This is a genomic window from Brevibacillus sp. AY1, assembly GCF_029870785.1.
Taxonomy (GTDB): domain Bacteria; phylum Bacillota; class Bacilli; order Brevibacillales; family Brevibacillaceae; genus Brevibacillus; species Brevibacillus invocatus.
Window position 1 is genome coordinate 47,699 of the sequence record NZ_JAFLPN010000006.1, and the last position, 18,048, is coordinate 65,746.

At 49.4% G+C, this 18,048-nt stretch carries 16 protein-coding genes; 12 read left to right on the plus strand and 4 right to left on the minus strand.

Annotated elements, in window-relative coordinates:
* The first annotated feature begins 24 nt into the window (after positions 1–24).
* The 3 genes from JZI27_RS07955 (at position 25) to cimA (ending at position 4,027) form a co-directional block, all read left to right on the plus strand.
* Positions 25–1,122 carry a YheC/YheD family endospore coat-associated protein gene (locus tag JZI27_RS07955; RefSeq protein WP_280207294.1) on the plus strand — a complete coding sequence of 366 codons (1,098 nt, stop codon included), beginning with the start codon at positions 25–27 and terminating at the stop codon, positions 1,120–1,122.
* A gap of 181 nt (positions 1,123–1,303) precedes the next feature.
* The gene (locus tag JZI27_RS07960) at positions 1,304–2,155 is read left to right on the plus strand and encodes an alpha/beta hydrolase (RefSeq protein WP_251243560.1); all 852 of its coding nucleotides are present in this window, start codon (positions 1,304–1,306) and stop codon (positions 2,153–2,155) included.
* 249 nt (positions 2,156–2,404) lie between these two features.
* Positions 2,405–4,027, plus strand: coding sequence for a citramalate synthase (cimA, locus tag JZI27_RS07965; protein WP_122908722.1), 1,623 nt, complete (start codon positions 2,405–2,407; stop codon positions 4,025–4,027).
* 169 nt (positions 4,028–4,196) lie between these two features.
* Here cimA and JZI27_RS24915 read toward each other — a convergent pair whose 3' ends face one another.
* On the minus strand, positions 4,197–4,379 hold the full coding sequence (locus JZI27_RS24915; protein ID WP_338075376.1) for a DivIVA domain-containing protein: 183 nt from the start codon (positions 4,377–4,379) through the stop codon (positions 4,197–4,199).
* On the opposite strand from JZI27_RS24915, the gene JZI27_RS07975 reads away from it, so the two are divergent.
* The 4 genes from JZI27_RS07975 (at position 4,342) to JZI27_RS07990 (ending at position 7,325) form a co-directional block, all read left to right on the plus strand.
* A complete protein-coding gene (locus JZI27_RS07975) occupies positions 4,342–4,647 on the plus strand; it encodes a hypothetical protein (RefSeq protein WP_251243562.1) in 306 nt (101 codons plus the stop codon). The two genes, JZI27_RS24915 and JZI27_RS07975, sit on opposite strands and share 38 nt — an antisense overlap.
* Positions 4,644–4,934 carry a hypothetical protein gene (locus JZI27_RS07980; protein WP_280207230.1) on the plus strand — a complete coding sequence of 97 codons (291 nt, stop codon included), beginning with the start codon at positions 4,644–4,646 and terminating at the stop codon, positions 4,932–4,934. The genes JZI27_RS07975 and JZI27_RS07980 overlap by 4 nt, the downstream gene beginning before the upstream one ends.
* Before the next feature lie 345 nt (positions 4,935–5,279).
* Positions 5,280–6,131, plus strand: coding sequence for a hypothetical protein (locus JZI27_RS07985; protein ID WP_251243557.1), 852 nt, complete (start codon positions 5,280–5,282; stop codon positions 6,129–6,131).
* Positions 6,132–6,182: 51 nt separating this feature from the next.
* The gene (locus JZI27_RS07990) at positions 6,183–7,325 is read left to right on the plus strand and encodes an amidohydrolase family protein (RefSeq protein WP_280207231.1); all 1,143 of its coding nucleotides are present in this window, start codon (positions 6,183–6,185) and stop codon (positions 7,323–7,325) included.
* A gap of 152 nt (positions 7,326–7,477) precedes the next feature.
* On the opposite strand, the gene JZI27_RS07995 is transcribed toward JZI27_RS07990, so the two are convergent.
* The 3 genes from JZI27_RS07995 to JZI27_RS08005 all read right to left on the minus strand — a co-directional run bounded on the left by JZI27_RS07995 (position 7,478) and on the right by JZI27_RS08005 (position 11,154).
* On the minus strand, positions 7,478–7,708 hold the full coding sequence (locus JZI27_RS07995; protein WP_057134208.1) for a DUF1128 domain-containing protein: 231 nt from the start codon (positions 7,706–7,708) through the stop codon (positions 7,478–7,480).
* A 130-nt stretch (positions 7,709–7,838) separates the two neighbouring features.
* Complete coding sequence (locus JZI27_RS08000; RefSeq protein WP_251243556.1) at positions 7,839–10,331, minus strand: U32 family peptidase; 2,493 nt, start codon at positions 10,329–10,331, stop codon at positions 7,839–7,841.
* Between the two features lie 229 nt (positions 10,332–10,560).
* Positions 10,561–11,154, minus strand: coding sequence for a TetR/AcrR family transcriptional regulator (locus tag JZI27_RS08005; protein WP_122908716.1), 594 nt, complete (start codon positions 11,152–11,154; stop codon positions 10,561–10,563).
* Between the two features lie 242 nt (positions 11,155–11,396).
* On the opposite strand from JZI27_RS08005, the gene JZI27_RS08010 reads away from it, so the two are divergent.
* The 5 genes from JZI27_RS08010 (at position 11,397) to JZI27_RS08030 (ending at position 18,024) form a co-directional block, all read left to right on the plus strand.
* Positions 11,397–11,870, plus strand: coding sequence for an N-acetyltransferase (locus JZI27_RS08010; RefSeq protein WP_122908715.1), 474 nt, complete (start codon positions 11,397–11,399; stop codon positions 11,868–11,870).
* Between the two features lie 120 nt (positions 11,871–11,990).
* The gene (locus JZI27_RS08015) at positions 11,991–14,090 is read left to right on the plus strand and encodes a methyl-accepting chemotaxis protein (protein ID WP_280207232.1); all 2,100 of its coding nucleotides are present in this window, start codon (positions 11,991–11,993) and stop codon (positions 14,088–14,090) included.
* Positions 14,091–14,202: 112 nt separating this feature from the next.
* Positions 14,203–14,934 (plus strand): GTP pyrophosphokinase, encoded by a 732-nt coding sequence (locus tag JZI27_RS08020; protein WP_251243554.1) that lies wholly within the window; start codon positions 14,203–14,205, stop codon positions 14,932–14,934.
* A complete protein-coding gene (gene pepV / locus JZI27_RS08025; protein WP_280207233.1) occupies positions 14,918–16,357 on the plus strand; it encodes a dipeptidase PepV in 1,440 nt (479 codons plus the stop codon). Before JZI27_RS08020 ends, pepV begins: the two co-directional genes overlap by 17 nt.
* 188 nt (positions 16,358–16,545) lie before the next feature.
* Entirely contained in the window at positions 16,546–18,024 is a 1,479-nt protein-coding gene (locus JZI27_RS08030; RefSeq protein WP_251243552.1) for a DEAD/DEAH box helicase, read from the plus strand.
* The last annotated feature ends 24 nt before the right edge of the window (positions 18,025–18,048 follow it).

Here is an 18,048-nt window from a genome sequence, read left to right on the forward strand (position 1 = left end):
CACAGGAAGGCGGTGTTGCCACTAGTGAAGAAAAGGATCGGCATCCTTACCTACAGAGGGGAAAAAGGCTTTGTTGAACCAGGCTTCCTGCGTTTGTTGGTCCGTGAGGGAGAGAAGATGGGCTGTGAAATCTTCCTCTTTGGTCCGCAGGATGTTTATTTGAATGCAAAAGCAATCAAAGGCTATACGCCTGATGTGACAGGCTGGAAAAGCAACTGGTACGCCTGGCCCGACATCGTGATTGACCGCTACCGCTACTATCCGGTACCCAAGCACACCAAATACCTCACCTTTCGCAAGCAATCCTGGTTTCGGTATGCCAACAGCCGCTTCGCCAATAAATTCGCAGTTCACCAGGTGTTAGAACAGGAGCCTGAGCTAAGAAAATGGCTGCCGCAGACGCTATCCTACTCCCGAGCAGCATTGTCGATCATGCTGGCACATCATCGAGTCATTTATCTGAAACCGACCAATGGCACAGGGGGACGAAGCATCCTGCGAATCGAGAATAAACCGACCGGATATGAATTGCATGGCCGAACGAAAACGAAAAAGAAAATCGTGGAGAAGCTGAACAGCTTTTCGGCACTGTCTCAACGGCTAGAGCAGTGGATGAGACAGGAGAAAAGCGGAAACGAGCAGTTTTTTCTGCAGCAGGGATTGGAGCTGGGCCTTGTGCCAGGACGTACTGTAGATGCTCGCCTGCTCGCCCAGAAGGACGGTACCGGAAACTGGCGCTTGACCGGCATGGCAATCCGAATGGGGACGAGACAGTCCTCTACCTCCAACCTGCATAGTGGCGGAAAGGCCATACCGACAGGCTCCTTTTTGACGGAGCACTTTGGGCTGAAAATGGCTAGGCAGATCATTCGCGAATGTCGGGAGGTTGCCCTGCGCACCGTGGCTCGCATCGAGCAGCACTTCGGTCAGATGATGGAATTCGGTATTGATCTGGGCATCGATGTGCACGGAAACGTGTGGTTGATTGAAATGAATCCAAAGCCGGGAAGAGAAATTTTTCGCCAGCTGGGTCAAAAAAAGCAGTATCTGGAAGCAGTAAGAAGGCCTCTCGAATACGCGCTTTATCTGCTGGATGCCGAACAAAAATGGCAGTTTTCATAAGGCGTCTCCCCCAAAAGCAACAGCGGAGTACGAAGACTTGAAAAAAGTCCTAGTCTGCCGCTGTTGCTTATTTACTTGTACAACGATTTTAAGACGCATGGTTTCTTTTCTGTGGGCAGCCCTGCATAATAATAGGAAAGCCACAATGGATGCAGTCTGAAAAAGTACGAGGTGAAGCAAAATGAACAAGGGAACCTTTTCTCTGCCATTAGAAGAAGGACTTACGCTGCGCGGCAACTGGCATGCAGACCCCACGAAAGGGGAGCGACAGCCTGTACTGCTTTTTTGCCACGGCTTTAAGGGCTTTAAAGACTGGGGAAGCTTTCCGTATGTCGCCGACGAGCTGGCAAAACGGGGTATTGTAACAATCCGATTCAACTTCAGCTGCAATGGTGTTGGAGAAAGTGAAACCCATTTTGATGAGCTGGAAAAGTTCGGGCGCAATACATATGCACGTGAGGTGGCGGACCTGCAAGTCTTGGCGCAGTATATTCGCGAAGGCAGGCTGGGATTGCCAGATTACGCAGACCGTAACAAGCTGTTCGTCACAGGCCACAGCAAAGGCGGGGCAGACGTCATCCTGTTTGGAGCCGATAATCCACAGGTAGCAGGCATCATCACGTGGAACGGAGTGGCGGATGTCAATCTGTTCGACGAAAAGCTGCGCAACCAGATCGCGGAGAATGGGGTTGGCTACATCCCCAATGCTCGTACAGGCCAGGACATGCCGATTACCCGTGTCGTGATTGAAGACGTGGATCAAAATCGACAAGCCTATGATTTGCTGGAAAAAGTGGCAGAGATGAAACAGCCTTTGCGCATCATTCAGGGGCGGGAGGACTTTGTCCGTCTGGTAAAGGGAGCGCAGCGACTGCATGAAGCAGCGAATGAGAGTGAGCTGATCTGGATCGAAGGAGCCGATCATACGTTTAACGCAAGGCATCCGTTTGCCGGCAGTACCTCTCAGCTGGATGAAGCGATTCACTTGACAGCCGAATTTGTCCTCGACAGGTGCACAGCTGAAAAACAGTAGATTTTTTCTGTGAAAAACGTCTCGACGTTTTTCATATAAGTGGATGTGACCGCTTGCGGTCAAACAAAACGGTCATGACCGTTTTGTTTGCTTGTAGCTGCTGGGTTTTCACCGGAAAACGGGAAAACCCAGTGTTTTCCCGCATTTTCTTTCCTTGTGGGCTATGCTATACTGTGTATTGTTCAGTAATTAAAATGGTGAGATTATTCTGAAAAAAGAAAAAACGGACAATAGTTGGGGTGGAGACACATGGAGAGCAAGGTGTATCTGTACGATACGACCCTGCGTGATGGTACGCAGGGAGAAGGGATCAGCCTGTCGGTAGAAGACAAGATAAAGATCGCTCTGCGGCTCGATCAGTTTGGTATTGATTTTATCGAAGGTGGATGGCCGGGGAGCAATCCAAAGGACATGGCCTTTTTTGAACGAATTCGGGAAATTCCGCTGCAGCATGCCAAGGTCACAGCTTTTGGCAGCACCTGTCGTCCACATGTAGTGGCTTCGGAAGACGACAACCTGCGTGCATTGATTGCCAGCGGAGTAAAAGCTGCAGCAATCTTTGGGAAGTCATGGGATATGCACGTCACGGATGCACTGAAGACGACACTGGAAGAGAATCTTCGGATGGTAGCGGACTCAGTCGCCTTTTTGAAATCGAAAGGCTTGACCACGCTGTTTTTGGCCGAGCATTTCTTTGATGGCTACAAGGCAAATACCGAGTATGCCTTACAGGTATTGAAAGCTGCCGAGCAGGCCGGAGCGGACTGGATTGTTTTGTGTGATACAAACGGCGGCAGTCTGCCAACTGAAATATACGATATTGTAAAGCATGTGAACAGCCAATTGCAGGTGCCGCTGGGCATCCATCCGCACAACGACAGCGGCGTTGCGGTAGCCAATGCGCTTGCAGCCATTCAGGCGGGGGCAGCACAGGTACAGGGCACCATCAATGGAATCGGAGAGCGCTGTGGAAACGTAAACCTGATCTCTGTCATTCCCAATCTGCAATTAAAGCTGGGCTATACCTGCGTCAGCAGCGAGCAGCTTCAGCAGTTGACACAGCTTTCTCGTTACGTGGCTGAAATTGCCAACATGACGCTTCCAAACAACCAGCCTTTTGTCGGCAACAGCGCGTTTGCCCACAAAGGTGGCATCCACGTCAGCGCAGTGCTGCGCGATCCGAAGACCTACGAGCATATCGAGCCGGAGAATATCGGCAACAAGCGCCGTGTCCTTGTTTCGGAGTTGGCTGGACAGAGCAATTTACAGGCGAAAATGGAGGAGCTGGAGATCGATTTCTCCCTGGAGCGGGCAGAAGCGCGTGAGATCATCAAGCAGATCAAGGAGCGTGAATTCCAGGGCTACCAGTACGAAGGAGCGGAAGCCTCCCTTACCCTCATGCTGTTGGAAGCGGCAGGCAAGCTGAAAAAGCTGTTTACGCTGGACTCCTTCAAGATTTTGATGGAAAAATCAGCTGCCGAGGCCATCACATCTGAGGCCACTGTCAAAATCAGTGTCAATTCGGAGACAGTTCATACAGCAGCAGATGGCAACGGTCCGGTCAATGCGCTGGACAACGCCATGCGAAAAGCACTCGAAGGCTATTACCCAATTATCTCCAAGATGCATCTTACCGACTACAAGGTACGCGTCCTGGATGAGAATGGTGCCACTGCGGCAAAAGTCCGTGTATTGATTGAATCGGCATGTGATGGGGAGAAATGGAGCACGGTAGGAGTCTCGACCAACGTGATCGAAGCGAGCTGGGAGGCTTTGGCTGACAGTATTCGCTATCTCCTGTGGAAGGAAGGCTATGAAGAGGCGAGAAGCCTTGTTGCAGCAGAAGCGCGTGTCGGGATTGTAAACCATTGATGGAGAGTGAACATAAAAAAGTCTGGCCGATAGGGCCAGGCTTTTTTTCATCATCCGTGTCACTTTGACCTTAATAGTTTCTCAATCAGAGAAACTCTGTCGTTTAGTGACTCTAGTGTAACGGTAGACTCCTCAATTAACGCCGACTCCACCTCATTGAGACGTTCTATCAGCTGTCAATAATGAGATTATAAGTCGTATAATCCTTAATAACGATGTCTAGAAACTCATTTACCTCGTCTCTATCATAGCTGGAAATAAAGAATCCTCGTTCCCGAAATGCCTGATTATATACATCCAAGGGAGTAAAAGAAATGTTTTCCTTTATGATGGTCTTTGCATCTAGCAGCAAAAGTAAAGAAAAGAATTTGGTTCCGGAAATGACAGAGGATGAAGAAGGTGATGGCAGGATGAAAAAAAAGCCGGTTCTGATTGTGAAAGGGGAAGAGACGAAATGGATTTTGGAAAAGCAGTTAAGTTCCTATTTTGAACCTTATTGTGAAATCGAGAGCTACTCGGTTGATCAGACGATAAAACCGCTTGATCATGCGGATATGGTGCTTTTTAGTAGCCGCTTTTTGATAAATACGGGGCTCGCTGACTGGCGATTATCGGATTGACCATCATGATTGTGACGACATTCGGCTTGACGCGATTGACGCTGCACACGACTGATGCCTGTCATGACGGCAGGATTGAATGGGCTGCCGCTTCGGTTGACCCGCATGGTACCGCGATGTCCAACACGATCAATGCGATCGGAGGGGCGATTGGAACCGCCCTGTTCGTCTCAATCATGTCGGTCCGATCCGAAAGACACATCGCAGCCATCATCCGGGAGCAGCAGATCAATCCAGCAGATCAGGCTCAGATGGCGCTAGCTACCAACCAAGGTATGCCTTCGTGAAGGTAAAGCGATGTCCTTGCACACAAAAAAAGAATATGAGCCGGATTAGGGGAATGAACCGCGTCCATGGAACAGGGATCAAAAAAGCATCAAAACACCTTAGCCAATTTAAGCAGCTAATTGCCGAACATTTGAATCGGGGACTGGCTGCTTGAGTTTTGTCTAATCACTTTCTCACTGTCATAAAAAAACACGATCTATTCAACTTGACGACGCATTAATTGCGGGTGTACCACATTTTTTTGCGCGATTTTAGAAGAGTAATCCGGTTAAGATGGACACCAAGAGCGTTGAGTGCAGGCATTGCAATAGCACTTAAAAAAACGAATGCGGAGGTAGATCAACATGTATAAAGGAATAGCAGGTGCCATTCTCTATGTTGCAATCGTTTTGGGTGGATATGCTGTCTATAATGAGTACTTCACTGAAAAACAACAAGTCGCAGTTGAAGAACAGCATCCGGGCATTACCCATACGTCTCAAAACGATAGCCACGAGGATAGCAAAGAAGAGCACGGCGGCGACAGTCATGAAAATGAAGCAGGGCATGGGGATGGTAGCCAAGTACATACGTATGTTCAACCAGAGAGCAACGGAATCAGGATTTACCTGAAAGATTACTTGGGTAATGCAGTAGATGAGCTTGCAGTGAATCATGAGAAGCTTCTGCATTTTATCGTTGTGGATGAGCAACTGCAGAAATACTATCACCTGCATCCGGAGCAAATTGGAAAAGGAGAATTTCACATCGACAATGTACTGCCAGATGGGTTTTATAAAGGATTTATTGATATAAAACCTGAAAAATTGGCTTACCAGGTTACTCCAGTGTTATTCGTAGTCGGAAATCCAGTTGATCAGTCTCACGGCCACAGGCTTATGGCAGACCAGACACTCGTCCAGGAGATTGATGGAGAGACCGTTAAACTAAACATGAGTACAGATCAGATCAATGAGACCGTAACGTTATCATTTGATTTAAACAGAACGGCTTTGACTCCGTATTTGGGAGCGATGGGACATGTCGTCATTCTTGATGAAGAAGCTCAAAATTTTGTTCACGTTCATCCCGTAAATCATGAAGATCCAGTATTTCAAACCAAATTTAAGAAGCCTGGTCTTTATAAAATTTGGGCCGAATTCAAACAGGGTGAAAAAGTTAGAGCGTTCCCATACGTGGTCGAAATAAAAGAATAAAACGGGTTGGATACTTTTTAAAACGTGTCAACAAAGAAGGTGGTTTTTTCTTTGATCAACAAAAAATGGCTTTTGACTGGGATTGGATTGTTTGTTGGAACTGCTGTTGTTGGCCTGCTGAACCTGGTTAATAAAGAGACAGATTTCGAATCCTATGTCTACAAACCTGATTTAACGATGGTCGACGTGATAAAAAATGCAAGAACCAAGACAACAGTCGGAACCCTTGCAGAAAAGTACAGGGACTTGAAAGTGATCGATGTACATAGTCATGATGGACCCAATATTGAGTTTGTCAAACCCATATGGGATGAATTTTTTATAGATAAAATTGCAATATTTGGAAAAGTGAGCGAACCGGCGGCTATGGGTGATGATCAAAAAAGTTGGCGAGCTTTTTTGAAAAGTACGGAACGTTATTATCCCTTTTTTTCCGGGTTCGATATGCATAGTGAAGAAGGCATAGCAATGGTTAGGAAAAACTTGGAGCAGGGTTATATGGGGGTAGGTGAAGTAATTGCGGCTTCAACCTATTCAGATGTGGTGTCCAAGGTTGCTTGGAAGGGGAAGGATGCATTGGATGGGTATTTATCAGACGTGTATGCATTGTGTGCCGAGTATAAGGTCCCTATTCTGCTGCACATTGATCCGCTGGCAAGCGCACAAGTATCAGTCTTGCAGGAAGCGTTACAAAAACATCCAGATACAAATTTTATCTTGGCACATGGAAATGTTGGTGAATCAACCAAACAGGTTGAAATATTGAAAAAGCTATTGGAAAGCCATGATAACCTGTATATCGATTTTCTTGCTGGTTACTCGGTAAAAAGTAAGAGTGAGATGGACAGATACATTCCATTAATGGAACAATTTCCCTCTAGGTTCTTTTTGAGTACAGATAGCGGATATGGGTTATCGTCCCTTGCATTCGCATATGAAGCCATATACGAAGTGATAGATCGCTTGACACCGGAAGCAGCTATAAAAATTGCCTTTGAGAATTTTGAATACTTGATGGAGAATCAGCCTCCAACTAAAACACAGATTGAAAAATTGAATCAATTACTGGATGAAACAAAAAAGTCAATCGAAGGACTGCAAGTAAACAAACGAATGGCAGCTGAGCTCATTGTGGAATTAGAACGGGAGAAGAGGATAAAGAAACAGGAAATGGCTATGTCTCCGTCTCGTTGAAAAATGTTTCATATTTAACTGTGATGTCCGTCATGACGGCAGGATTGATTGAGCTGCCGCTTCGGTTTAACGAGTAGAGCTGCGATGTTCTTGCACACATGAAAAAAGAGTATGAGCGGGATTAGCCCGAGCTCATACTCTTTTGCTTGGTTTTAGCCTTGCTTGCGCATATGACCCAGTTCTTCCACGATCGCTGTCATTTCATTGATGCCAAAAGCTGTTTTCTTCTGAACCATGTTGTACAGATACAGCAGGTCTTCATAATGGACCAGATCAAAATCCTCCGGACGCATGACGGCTGTGTTGGCCATGTTCAGTTTAGCCTTGATGCCTTCAATGAGTACGGCAAGGTTTTCTACAGTAGGTTGGGTAAGATCAGCCATTCCACTTTCTCCTCTCGTCTCTTCGCTTTTCTGTGAAAATCGTCTCTTCGCTTTTCAGTGAAAAACGTCTCGACGTTTTTCATTTAATAGAATGTGACCGCTTGCGGTCTGCAAATACGGTCATGACCGTTTATTTGCTCAACTGTCCACGTGTGACGCCCAACTGATTGGTCGCCTTGAGGGTGCGCCAGACGTGCGTGCCGCTTACTTCCCCACGCAGCGCTTGACGATACAGAGAAATGACCTCTTTTACGCGGGCAGGCTCTTCTTCTAGAAATTCGATCCGATAGCTGCCAACTTGCAAGGCACGGAACTCCCTCATATACTCGGCGCCGGACTGGTCAATCGCATTGTAGACCGTATTGCGGCAGCCAGTATCCACGCGCACGGGATGGGAGAAGCCGACTCGGTCCTTGAGAGAGACGCGAGAGGTTTCGCAAGGCGTTCCGCAGTTCGTATGGTCGGTTCCTTCACTGAGAAACGTGCAGTAGACACAATGCTCGGTGTGGAACATCGGCATGTGTTGATGGATAACCAGCTCCATATGGGCTGCATCAGAACGCTCAAGCAAATCGACCATCTGCTGGATATTGAGATCGTAGGAAGGAGTGACTCGCTCCAGACCGGATTCCAGGAACAGCTCTACCGCCTTGTGATTGGCGATATTCAGGGAAAAGTCGCCGATCAGCGGGATGTCGATTTCATTTTTTCTGGACAAATAGTAGTACAAAGCACCTGTATTGCGTACGAGGATGGCATCTGGCTTGGCTTTCGAGATCAGGGCAAGCACGCCGTTTTCATCCGGCATGTGGATACGCATCGTAGCGATACCGATCTTTTTGCCATACTTGTGAGCCAGCTTTACCGCATCCGGGTATTGCTTGACGAACTCAAAGTCGGCATACAGGAAGTCTACATCTGTTTGGGCTGCTGCCTCCAATTGCTCCATCGACCGGCACAAGGCAGTCAGCAGTGGTTGTTCCACCTGCTTTTTCACCTGCACATCCGCATATACATCGACGTGGCGATGCTGATATACCGGTGGTTTGGAGCGAAGGTAGAGGAGCTGTTCGGCTGCTTCTCTGCGCAGTCGATTCAATTCACTCACAGGCAAAATCAGTTCGCCTTCCAGCTCTATCGTCAGATCAGCAGCATTTAGATGGAAAAGCGTGCCGCCCAGACGGCCCAGCTGATCATGCAGCAATTCATGCGTCAAAGGACGCTTCAAAGCCTGCTCCAACGGAATTTCCGATTGAATGGAAACAGCATGCTGAGCTTGCAAATCCACCCAGGTCAGCTTCAGCTTTTCGCCCAGCTTTCCACTGGCGTGTACAGCTACCGGGAAGGTATGGTACGGCTTTTCGGTTTCAAAGGTCTTGCGCAGGCGCTTATCCAGTTCAGGATCACTGGTTTTCCAGACGCGATCTCCGACGTTGATTCGCTTCAGATTGACGTCATTACGGCCCATAACGATCTCAAAAAGACCCTTCGCCACTTCACCCTCCACTTTTTTGCTGCGGGAGAGAATGTCGTAGATCCGTCCGCCTTCTTCCTTCTGGGTTGGATCTCCAGCGTCGAACACAATGCCGTCTCCACGTTTGACAGGGGAGGTGACTTCTACGAGCAAGGCGTTGGTCAATTTTTTCTTCACGGTTCCGAGGAAAACACCGCGGCTTTTTGGAAAGCTGCCGTCTACCAGCGTTTTGTTGTTGGTTCCCTCTAGGAAGCCATGTGTAAATCCGCGGGAAAAGCTTTGCTGCAGCTCACGGATTTCCTGTTCGGCAACAGGCGTGTCGATTCCGTCAAAATAACGGTCAATCGCTGCGCGGTATTTGCTGACTACGTTGGCAACGTACTCAGGAGTCTTGAGTCTTCCCTCGATTTTAAAGGAAGTAACGCCTGCTTCAATCAGCTCCGGCACCAGTTCGAGTGCAGCCAAATCCTTGGGAGAGAGCAGGTATGCGATATTGCCCATCTCCTTTTGCACACCGTCTACCATCAGATCGTACGGCAAGCGACAGGCTTGTGCGCATTCACCGCGGTTGGCGGAGCGGCCGCCCCACATTTCCGAGGTCAGGCATTGGCCAGAGTAGGATACACACAGAGCGCCGTGTACAAACACTTCCATCGGCAGCTTGGCCTTTTCACCGATCTTGCGAATTTCTTTCAACGAATTCTCGCGACCGAGCACCACGCGTTCGATGTCGAATGGCTTGGTGAACTCGACTGCTTCGGGTGAGGTAATCGTCATCTGTGTGGATCCGTGGATCGGGAAGTCAGGAGACATTTCACGGATCAGTTTGACCAGACCGAGGTCCTGGACGATGACGGCATCCACACCCGCGTTTATACAGGCGTCGATCAGCTCCTGTGCGTCCTTCAGTTCATTTTCAAATACGAGAATATTAAAGGTCAAAAACCCTTTCACACCGTACATGTGCAGGTAGGACATGATCTCTGGCAGATCAGCCATATGAAAGTTCTCGGCGCGCGCACGAGCGTTGAACTTCTCTACTCCAAAAAAAATGGCGTTGGCTCCATTGGCTACAGCGGCTTTTAAGCAGTCCCAGTTCCCAGCGGGTGCCAGCAATTCAATATCTTCACGTTTGATTCCATTTCGCATCTGAATGACATTACCTCCAAGGTCTACAAACAAGCTACCTACATCATAGGGAATTGTGCAAGTGACCGCAAGCGAAATCCAGACTGGCAGATGTTGAAAATGCAGGATTTAGACTGGTGGGATGAATGTGGGGCAGCAGTTGATGGACACCGAATGGTACCAGGAGGGGAGGAGGGGCAGTATGTGGGGAAAAGGGCATGGAAGAACTGCAAAGGGCTGATCACGAGAATTAATCTGCGTGCAGCCCTTCGAATACGATCGAAACCTTTTCTTCCATTATTTCTTCCAATGCCCATGCTCCTTCGCTTCGTACCCAATCGTACAAGGCGTTGTAGTAGATATTCTCCAGCATGTTGGCGGCGACCAGCGGGTTGAACTTGGCTTTCAGCTGTCCTTTGTCCTGCGCATCCTCGATCAGATCCGCGAAGAGCTGACGAAGCTCGAAATACATGTTTTTCTCCGATTCGAGCACTTTGCGGTGCTTCATGGAAGATTCGACTACTACTTTGATGAAATCAAAGTTCGTGATGGTTACTTCGTTCATGATTTTATAAATCCGAAGAACCTTTGCTTTGCAGTCATCGTCGATGTCCCACTCGTCACGGCGTTCCTCTATTTCATGCAGACGCTCATAACCCCAATTTGCTAAAATCGCTTCCTTGGAAGTGAAATGGAGGAAAATCGTACCGCGTGCTACATCGGCTTCTTCCGAAATCATATCGATCGTGGTCCCTTCAAAGCCATGCGACTTGAACAGCTTGATCGCTGCATTGAAGATTTTTTCCCGTGTTTCCCGCTTTTTGCGTTCTCTGCGTGTTGTCAAATAGTTGGCACCTCCACTGTGAAGCCTTGAATATATAAGGCCTTGAATTTCGTTACGTGACGAATCTCCTTCTTTAATTATAGCATAACTACTTCGATCGAAAGAATTCAATTGAATGAAAGTGGACGAGAGTGCGAAAAAAGGGATAGACTTCTGCGAAAGTCGATTGTATATTTATATACTATAATGAATAATTATGATATCGTACCAGGCTTCCTAAGCGTGGAGTGGAGGAGTGTAAGATGAGTGTCACGAAAGCTCTGACAGTACGTCAGGCGACTATGAAAGACGTAGATGCGATGCTGGAGATCGTTAATGAATATGCACGGCAAGGGTTGATGCTGCCAAGGACGAAATTGTCGATGTGCGAGCACCTGCAATCTTTTATCGTCGCGCATGACGGGGACACGGTAGTGGGCGTGGCTGGTTTGCATATTTTGTGGGAGGACCTGGCGGAAATCCGCTCCCTGGCCATCTCCGAGAAGGCAAAAGGGATGGGCGTTGGAAAACATCTCGTCCTGCATCTGGTCGATCAATGCCGCACACTGGGCATCAATCGCGTGCTCGCCTTGACCTATCAAAAGGCCTTTTTTGAAAAATGCGGATTTTGGGTCGTAGCAAAGGAATCCCTGCCGCAAAAAGTATGGAAAGACTGTATCAACTGCTCCAAATTACCTATGTGCGATGAAATTGCCATGATATTTGAAACGGCCTAACTGCAGATTGGTATAGCCTTCCTTTTTTCTTTTCTGGTACTATATTCATAGAAATCATAGAAATAGAGATTATATGGATTTTGAAGCCGGAGAGAAAGATTGGATTATGGGGGGCTGTACATGAAGCTGGGGGCACGTGTGCTGATTGCTTTATTGCTGGCCGGAATTGTACCGTTGACGGCTGCGGGTGTGTTTTCGTACTACGAAACCAAAGAAGAATTGTTGAACAGCAGTGCCGCCACCTTAGAGTCCTTACGTAACAGCAACAAAGAACAAGTCGAGAACTACTTCCGAGAGCGTACGCGCAATGTGGAGACGTTGGCTGCATCTGGAACAATCATCACGGCGATCCAGGCATTTGACCAGGTGTGGAGACAAGGGAAGGACCATCCAGCGTATCAGGAAGCAGAGTCGGCTCATACGAAAGAAATCAAGATGGAGTCCGCCCGTTATGGCTTCACCAACGCATCCTTGATCAGTGAGCAGGGGGATGTTATCTATCAGATCAAGCCGCAGGCTGATTTGGGGACGAATCTCCTATCGGGTCCATATGCAAGCTCGGTTCTGGGTCAGACTGTGCAGAAGGTAGCCAAGCTGCAGAGTACGGAAATGTCTGACCTGGGACGGTATGAAGCATCAGGCAACCAGCCTGGAGTCTTTATTTCGGTTCCCATCTATGAGAGAGGCGTTGTCATTGGTCAATTAGCAGTGGAGGTTTCCCTGGAGTATATCTCGCGCCAGCTGAATCGTCGTGAAGGGCTGGGAGAGACGGGGAAAATCTACATGGTTGGCGCAGACAAGCTGATGAGGTCGGAGCTGGGGAGTGAGCAGAATACCTTGCTCAACCAGCAGGTCGACACAGAGATTGTGAAAGAAGCCCTTTTCTCCCCGCAATCGACAGGTACAAAGCAGAGCATCGATTATTTGGGCAAGGAAGTGCTCGTCTCCTACGACAAGGTCACGGTAGGCAAACACAACTGGGTCATTCTCGCTGAAATCGACATGACTGAGATCATGAAGGGCCCGAACCAGATCATGCAAACCATGATCCTCTTCAATGGAATTGTGCTGCTTTTAATCGTCATCATTTCTACCTATACAGCCAATTGGCTCAACCAGTCCTTCCAGGGAATGCTCGATGTAGCAGCACGTATTGGCAAAGGTGATTTTGCCAGCATGTTTCCTCCGAAATTGCTGAAGCGCAAGGATGAACTGGGGCAGCTCGCTCGTTCCCTCTATGAGATGCGCCAGCAGCTTCACGCCATTTTGCAGCAGGTGCGCCAGGCTTCCACGTCCGTTACAGACTCTGTCCGCAACATTCATGGCAATACGGGTGAAATCGCTGCTTCCAGCCAGCAGATCGTGCAGGTGGTAGACAGTGTGGCCGTCTCGGCTGACAATCAGTTGGATAAAATGGGTGAGACGCTTCATCTGGCGGAAGAATTGACCCGAGATGTCGCGGGTGTGACCGAAAACGTACAGCGGGTTTCCGTATCTTCACAGGAGATGAAACAGCACGCTGAGCAGGGGAGAGAGGCGGTGACCGCAGTCATCGTCAGCATGGAGGAGATCAATCGCTCCGTGGATGCAGCCAAGGAAGTGATCCATGCCCTGGAGCAGCGCTCGCAGGATATTTCGCGGATTATTGCCGTCATTACCGAGATCGCGCGCCAGACGAATCTGCTGGCTCTCAACGCTGCGATCGAAGCTGCACGCGCAGGTGAAAATGGAAAGGGATTTGCTGTCGTTGCCGGAGAGGTGCGCAAGCTCGCTGAAGGCACGAATGAAGCAGCCCAACAAATCGTCAAGATGATCAGTGCTATTCAGAAGGATACAAAAGCTGCCGTTGAGCGGATGGAAGAAGGGGCAGGAACGACAGCGCGTGGCATGAGCACTGCACGCAGATCCGGAGAAATGTTCCAGAGCATCGAGCAAAATATCTGGCGCGTGTCTCAGGAGATGGAGAGTGTGAGCAAGGCTTTCGGCAGGATGGCACCACAAGCCCAGCAGGTCGTCGCTGTGGCCCACGAGGTTTCCGCAGCTTCCAGTGAAGCTGCTACAGGTGTCCAGACGATCTCCGCTGCCGTAGAGGAGCAAAGCTCGTCGATGGAGCTAATCGTTCATTCGGCTGACCATTTGGCTACTCTGGCCGAGGAGCTGCGGTCGTCTTTATCATCGTTTGTATTGTCTGAATCATCTGAATTAACTCAAACAGGATAAGTTCAGATCGAGAGACCGGAATTCGCGGTCTCTTTTTCCATTTTGGAAGGATATCCGAAACAAAATGTTGAATGATAAAGATGTTGGAGTAACCGGCCGGAGGGACGAAAGCGTGCACAAACTAGACTGGGAATTATATCTGCTGCCGTTCGAGCAAGCTGTAGAAGAGATCAAGGTAAAACTGAAAAATATACGCAACGAGCTGCGTAAACGAAAGGAACACTCTCCAATCGAGTTCGCTATGGGGCGGGTCAAATCGATCCCGAGCATTTATAACAAGGCCAATCGCCTGCAGTTCCCCATCGACGAAAACATCTGCTGGGAGATTCGGGACATCGCTGGTGTACGCGTCATCTGCCAGTTTATCGAGGATATTCCAGCCGTGGTCGAAATGATTCGCAAACGCGGGGACATGCGCGTTTATCTGGAAAAGGATTATGTCTCAACCCCCAAGGAGAGCGGCTACAGAGGGTACCATTTGGCAGTCGAGTACCCGCTGATGATGGCAGATGGACAAGTAACCATTCCTGTAGAAATTCAAATTCGTACACTCGGAATGAATTTTTGGGCGACGATCGAGCACTCATTGAATTACAAATACGAGGGAATTATCCCTTCCAATGTACGTCAACGCTTGTTCGAGGCAGCCAAGGCCTCCTACAAGCTGGATAGCGAGATGAACAACATCCGCGACGAAATCAAGGAAGCGCAAGCAGAATTTACCCAGAAAGAAGTGCCGATGGAATCCTTGATTTCATTGGTGGAGATTGATCTGGACATCGATGCGGGAATCGAGGATATGAGCCAAAACGAAGGGATCGAAAAGAATGACGACAACCATTAACTGGCTGGAGGAAACAAAGAAAAGACAAGAGGAGCTGCTAGCGACGACGCAGGCTTTCTTGCGAATCAAAAGCGTGCTTGACCCCGAGACGATTCAAGATGGAGCGCCTTTTGGAAAAGGAATTCGCGAGGCTCTCGATTTTGCTGTGGATGTGTGCAAAGAGTCCGGCATGACGATCAAAGATATCGATGGATATGCAGCTCACGCCGAATTTGGTGCAGGTGAAGAAATCATCGGCATTTTGAGTCACGTCGACGTCGTTCCTGAGGGAGATGGCTGGAGCACTCCGCCATATGCGGCCGAGATCGTCGATGGCAAGATCGTTGCTCGTGGCGCGATCGATGACAAAGGGCCAACGATGGCAGCCATTTTCGCAGCCAAACTCGTATTGGAGCTGGGACTTCCGCTTTCCAAGCGCGTTCGGCTGATTTTCGGGACCGATGAAGAATCCAGCTGGCAGTGCGTGAAGCGATACTTCGAGAGCGAAGAAATGCCAACCATGGGCTTCACCCCTGATGCTGATTTTCCTTTGATCTATGCGGAAAAGGGACTGACCGATCTGACGCTGCGTCAAACCAGTGAAGCTTATCGCGCCCAGCAGCTGCCTGCAGCATCGCGAGCAGATGCGAGGCTCGTCTCGTTTGCGGCTGGTCTTCGAATGAATATGGTACCAGACAAGGGACAGGCAATTCTGGAGCCAGCGGGACAGACGCATGAGCAGCTAGTGGAGCGTTTCCAGCAATATCTAAAGGATTCAGGAATGAACGGGCATGCTGAAGAAAAAGATGGGCGGGTTGCTCTCCAGATGGAGGGCGTATCCGTGCACGGCATGGACCCAGGAAAAGGTGTGAATGCGGGAACAGAACTGATTCATTTCCTGCGCACACTCCAATTGGATGAACGCGCTGATCAATACACGTCGTTCGCTGACCGCTATCTGTACAGACAGCACTACGGCGAGACGATTGGTATTGCCCATGAGGATGCCGAAATGGGTGCGCTGACCCTTAACACCGGCGTATTGGAATACGAAGCAGATGGAGACGCTTTGTTTCGGGTGAACATTCGCTATCCGCATTCGGTTTCGTATGATCAGTGGTCGAAGATCTTGGAAGAGCGCCTGCAGGAAGCTGCCTTTTCTCTCGAAGTCGTTGAGCATCTCCCGCCGCACCGTGTAGATCCGAAGCATCCGCTCGTGACTACCTTGCAGCGTGTCTACACCGAACAGACGGGAGAAGAAGCGGGTATCATCGCTATCGGCGGTGCTACCTACGGTCGTTCCCTCGATGTGGGCGTTGCCTTTGGCCCGTTGTTCCCAGGAAGACCGGACAGTGCGCACCAGCGTGACGAGTACATCCTGGTAGAGGATCTGGTCAAGGCAACGGCCATCTACGCCCAGGCGATCTACGAATTGGCGAAGTAACGACAGGAAGGAAGGCAGTTGGAGAGGCATTCCCTTATCTCTCAGGCTGCCTTCAGTTGTGTTTTTGCATCCACTCATTTAGTATAGGTAGGATGGCGTTTAAGGTAGCTGATGGATTGTCCACCCCTTTTTGTCCATGCATGATGGGATGGCAAGAATCGGCACGCTTGTGAAAGGAAGTGGAAGGAATGGCAAAATCATTTGCATCTTTTGGTTTTCGACCTGAGCTGATGCGAGGGATTCAAGACCTGTACTATAAAGAACCAACTCCGATCCAGGAGGAAGCGATTCCGCTCATTCTGGAAGGAAAAGACGTGATCGGACAAGCACAGACCGGAACAGGAAAAACAGCGGCATTCATGCTGCCGATCCTCAATGGCTTGCAGGAGGGTAAAAGGGATATTCAAGCTTTGATCCTGACTCCTACACGCGAGCTGTCGATCCAGATCGCCAAAGAAGTAGAGAAGCTGGGCAAGCATCTGAACGTCAACGTTCTCTCCTTGCACGGTGGAACAGATATCGATCGACAGCTGTCCAAACTGAAGGAGACCGTTCACATTGTCGTAGGAACGCCCGGACGTGTGCTGGACCACATGAAGCGCGGCTCCCTGCACTTTGGCCGCATCTCTACGCTCGTCCTCGATGAAGCAGACAAGATGATGGAGATGGGCTTTCTCGAAGACGTAGAGCAAGTCATCGTGGGTACTCCTTCCCAGCGTCAGGTGCTGCTGTTCTCCGCGACGATGCCGGATCTCGTAAAAAAGCTGGCTCATCGATTTATGAAGCAGCCGCCTCATTTGAAAATCGAAGGTAAACAAAAGACTGTCGAGCAAATCGAGCAGTTTTACTATGTAGTGAACCAAAGTGACAAGACGGACGCGCTGGTAGACGTGCTGGAGCAGGAGCAGCCGTACCTGACGATCGTCTTTGCCAATACGCAGGTTCGCGTCCAACAGCTCACGGCACGCTTGCAGGAGAACGGTTTGACCGCTCAAGCCCTGTATGGAGACTTATCGCAAAACAAGCGAGAACAGCTGATGAAGCAGTTCCGCGAGATCCGCTTTCAATATCTGATCGCGACGGATATCGCTGCGCGCGGTCTGGATGTGGAAGGCGTCACACACGTGATCAACTACGACCTGCCTAACGACGTGGAGAGCTATATCCACCGCGTGGGACGTACGGGTCGCGCTGGGCAAAAGGGGAAAGCGATCTCCTTGATCTCTCCACGTCAGAAGAACCTGATGGGACGCTTTGCGAAAACGACCAAGGCGTCGATCGAGGAGCGGATTTTGCAGGCGGGGCGCCATCTGGATGCTGGTCGTCGTCAACGTGCGGAGGAGCGCGAGGCCCACTTCATCGAGCTGCGCAAGCAACAGCAGCAAGAACAGAAGAAGGAAAAAGATAAAGAGTTCGCGCCAGTTCGGGAAGCAATCAAGAAAAAGGCAAAGGTCAAGCCCGGCTACAAGAAAAAGCTGGCTCGCGAGCTGGATGAGCTGCAAACCAAGTACGAGCAAAACCGCAGACGCGCAGAAGCGATCGCGGCTCGCAAGGCGGGCAAGAGCGCGAAGCCAGGTACAGCAGCTGGCAAAGGCGGAAGCAATCGTGCTGGCAACACTGGCAAGCCAAACCGCCCGTCGAACGGCAAAGGTAGATCCAGAGGTTAAATTTCAATCGCGAACAACTGTCCA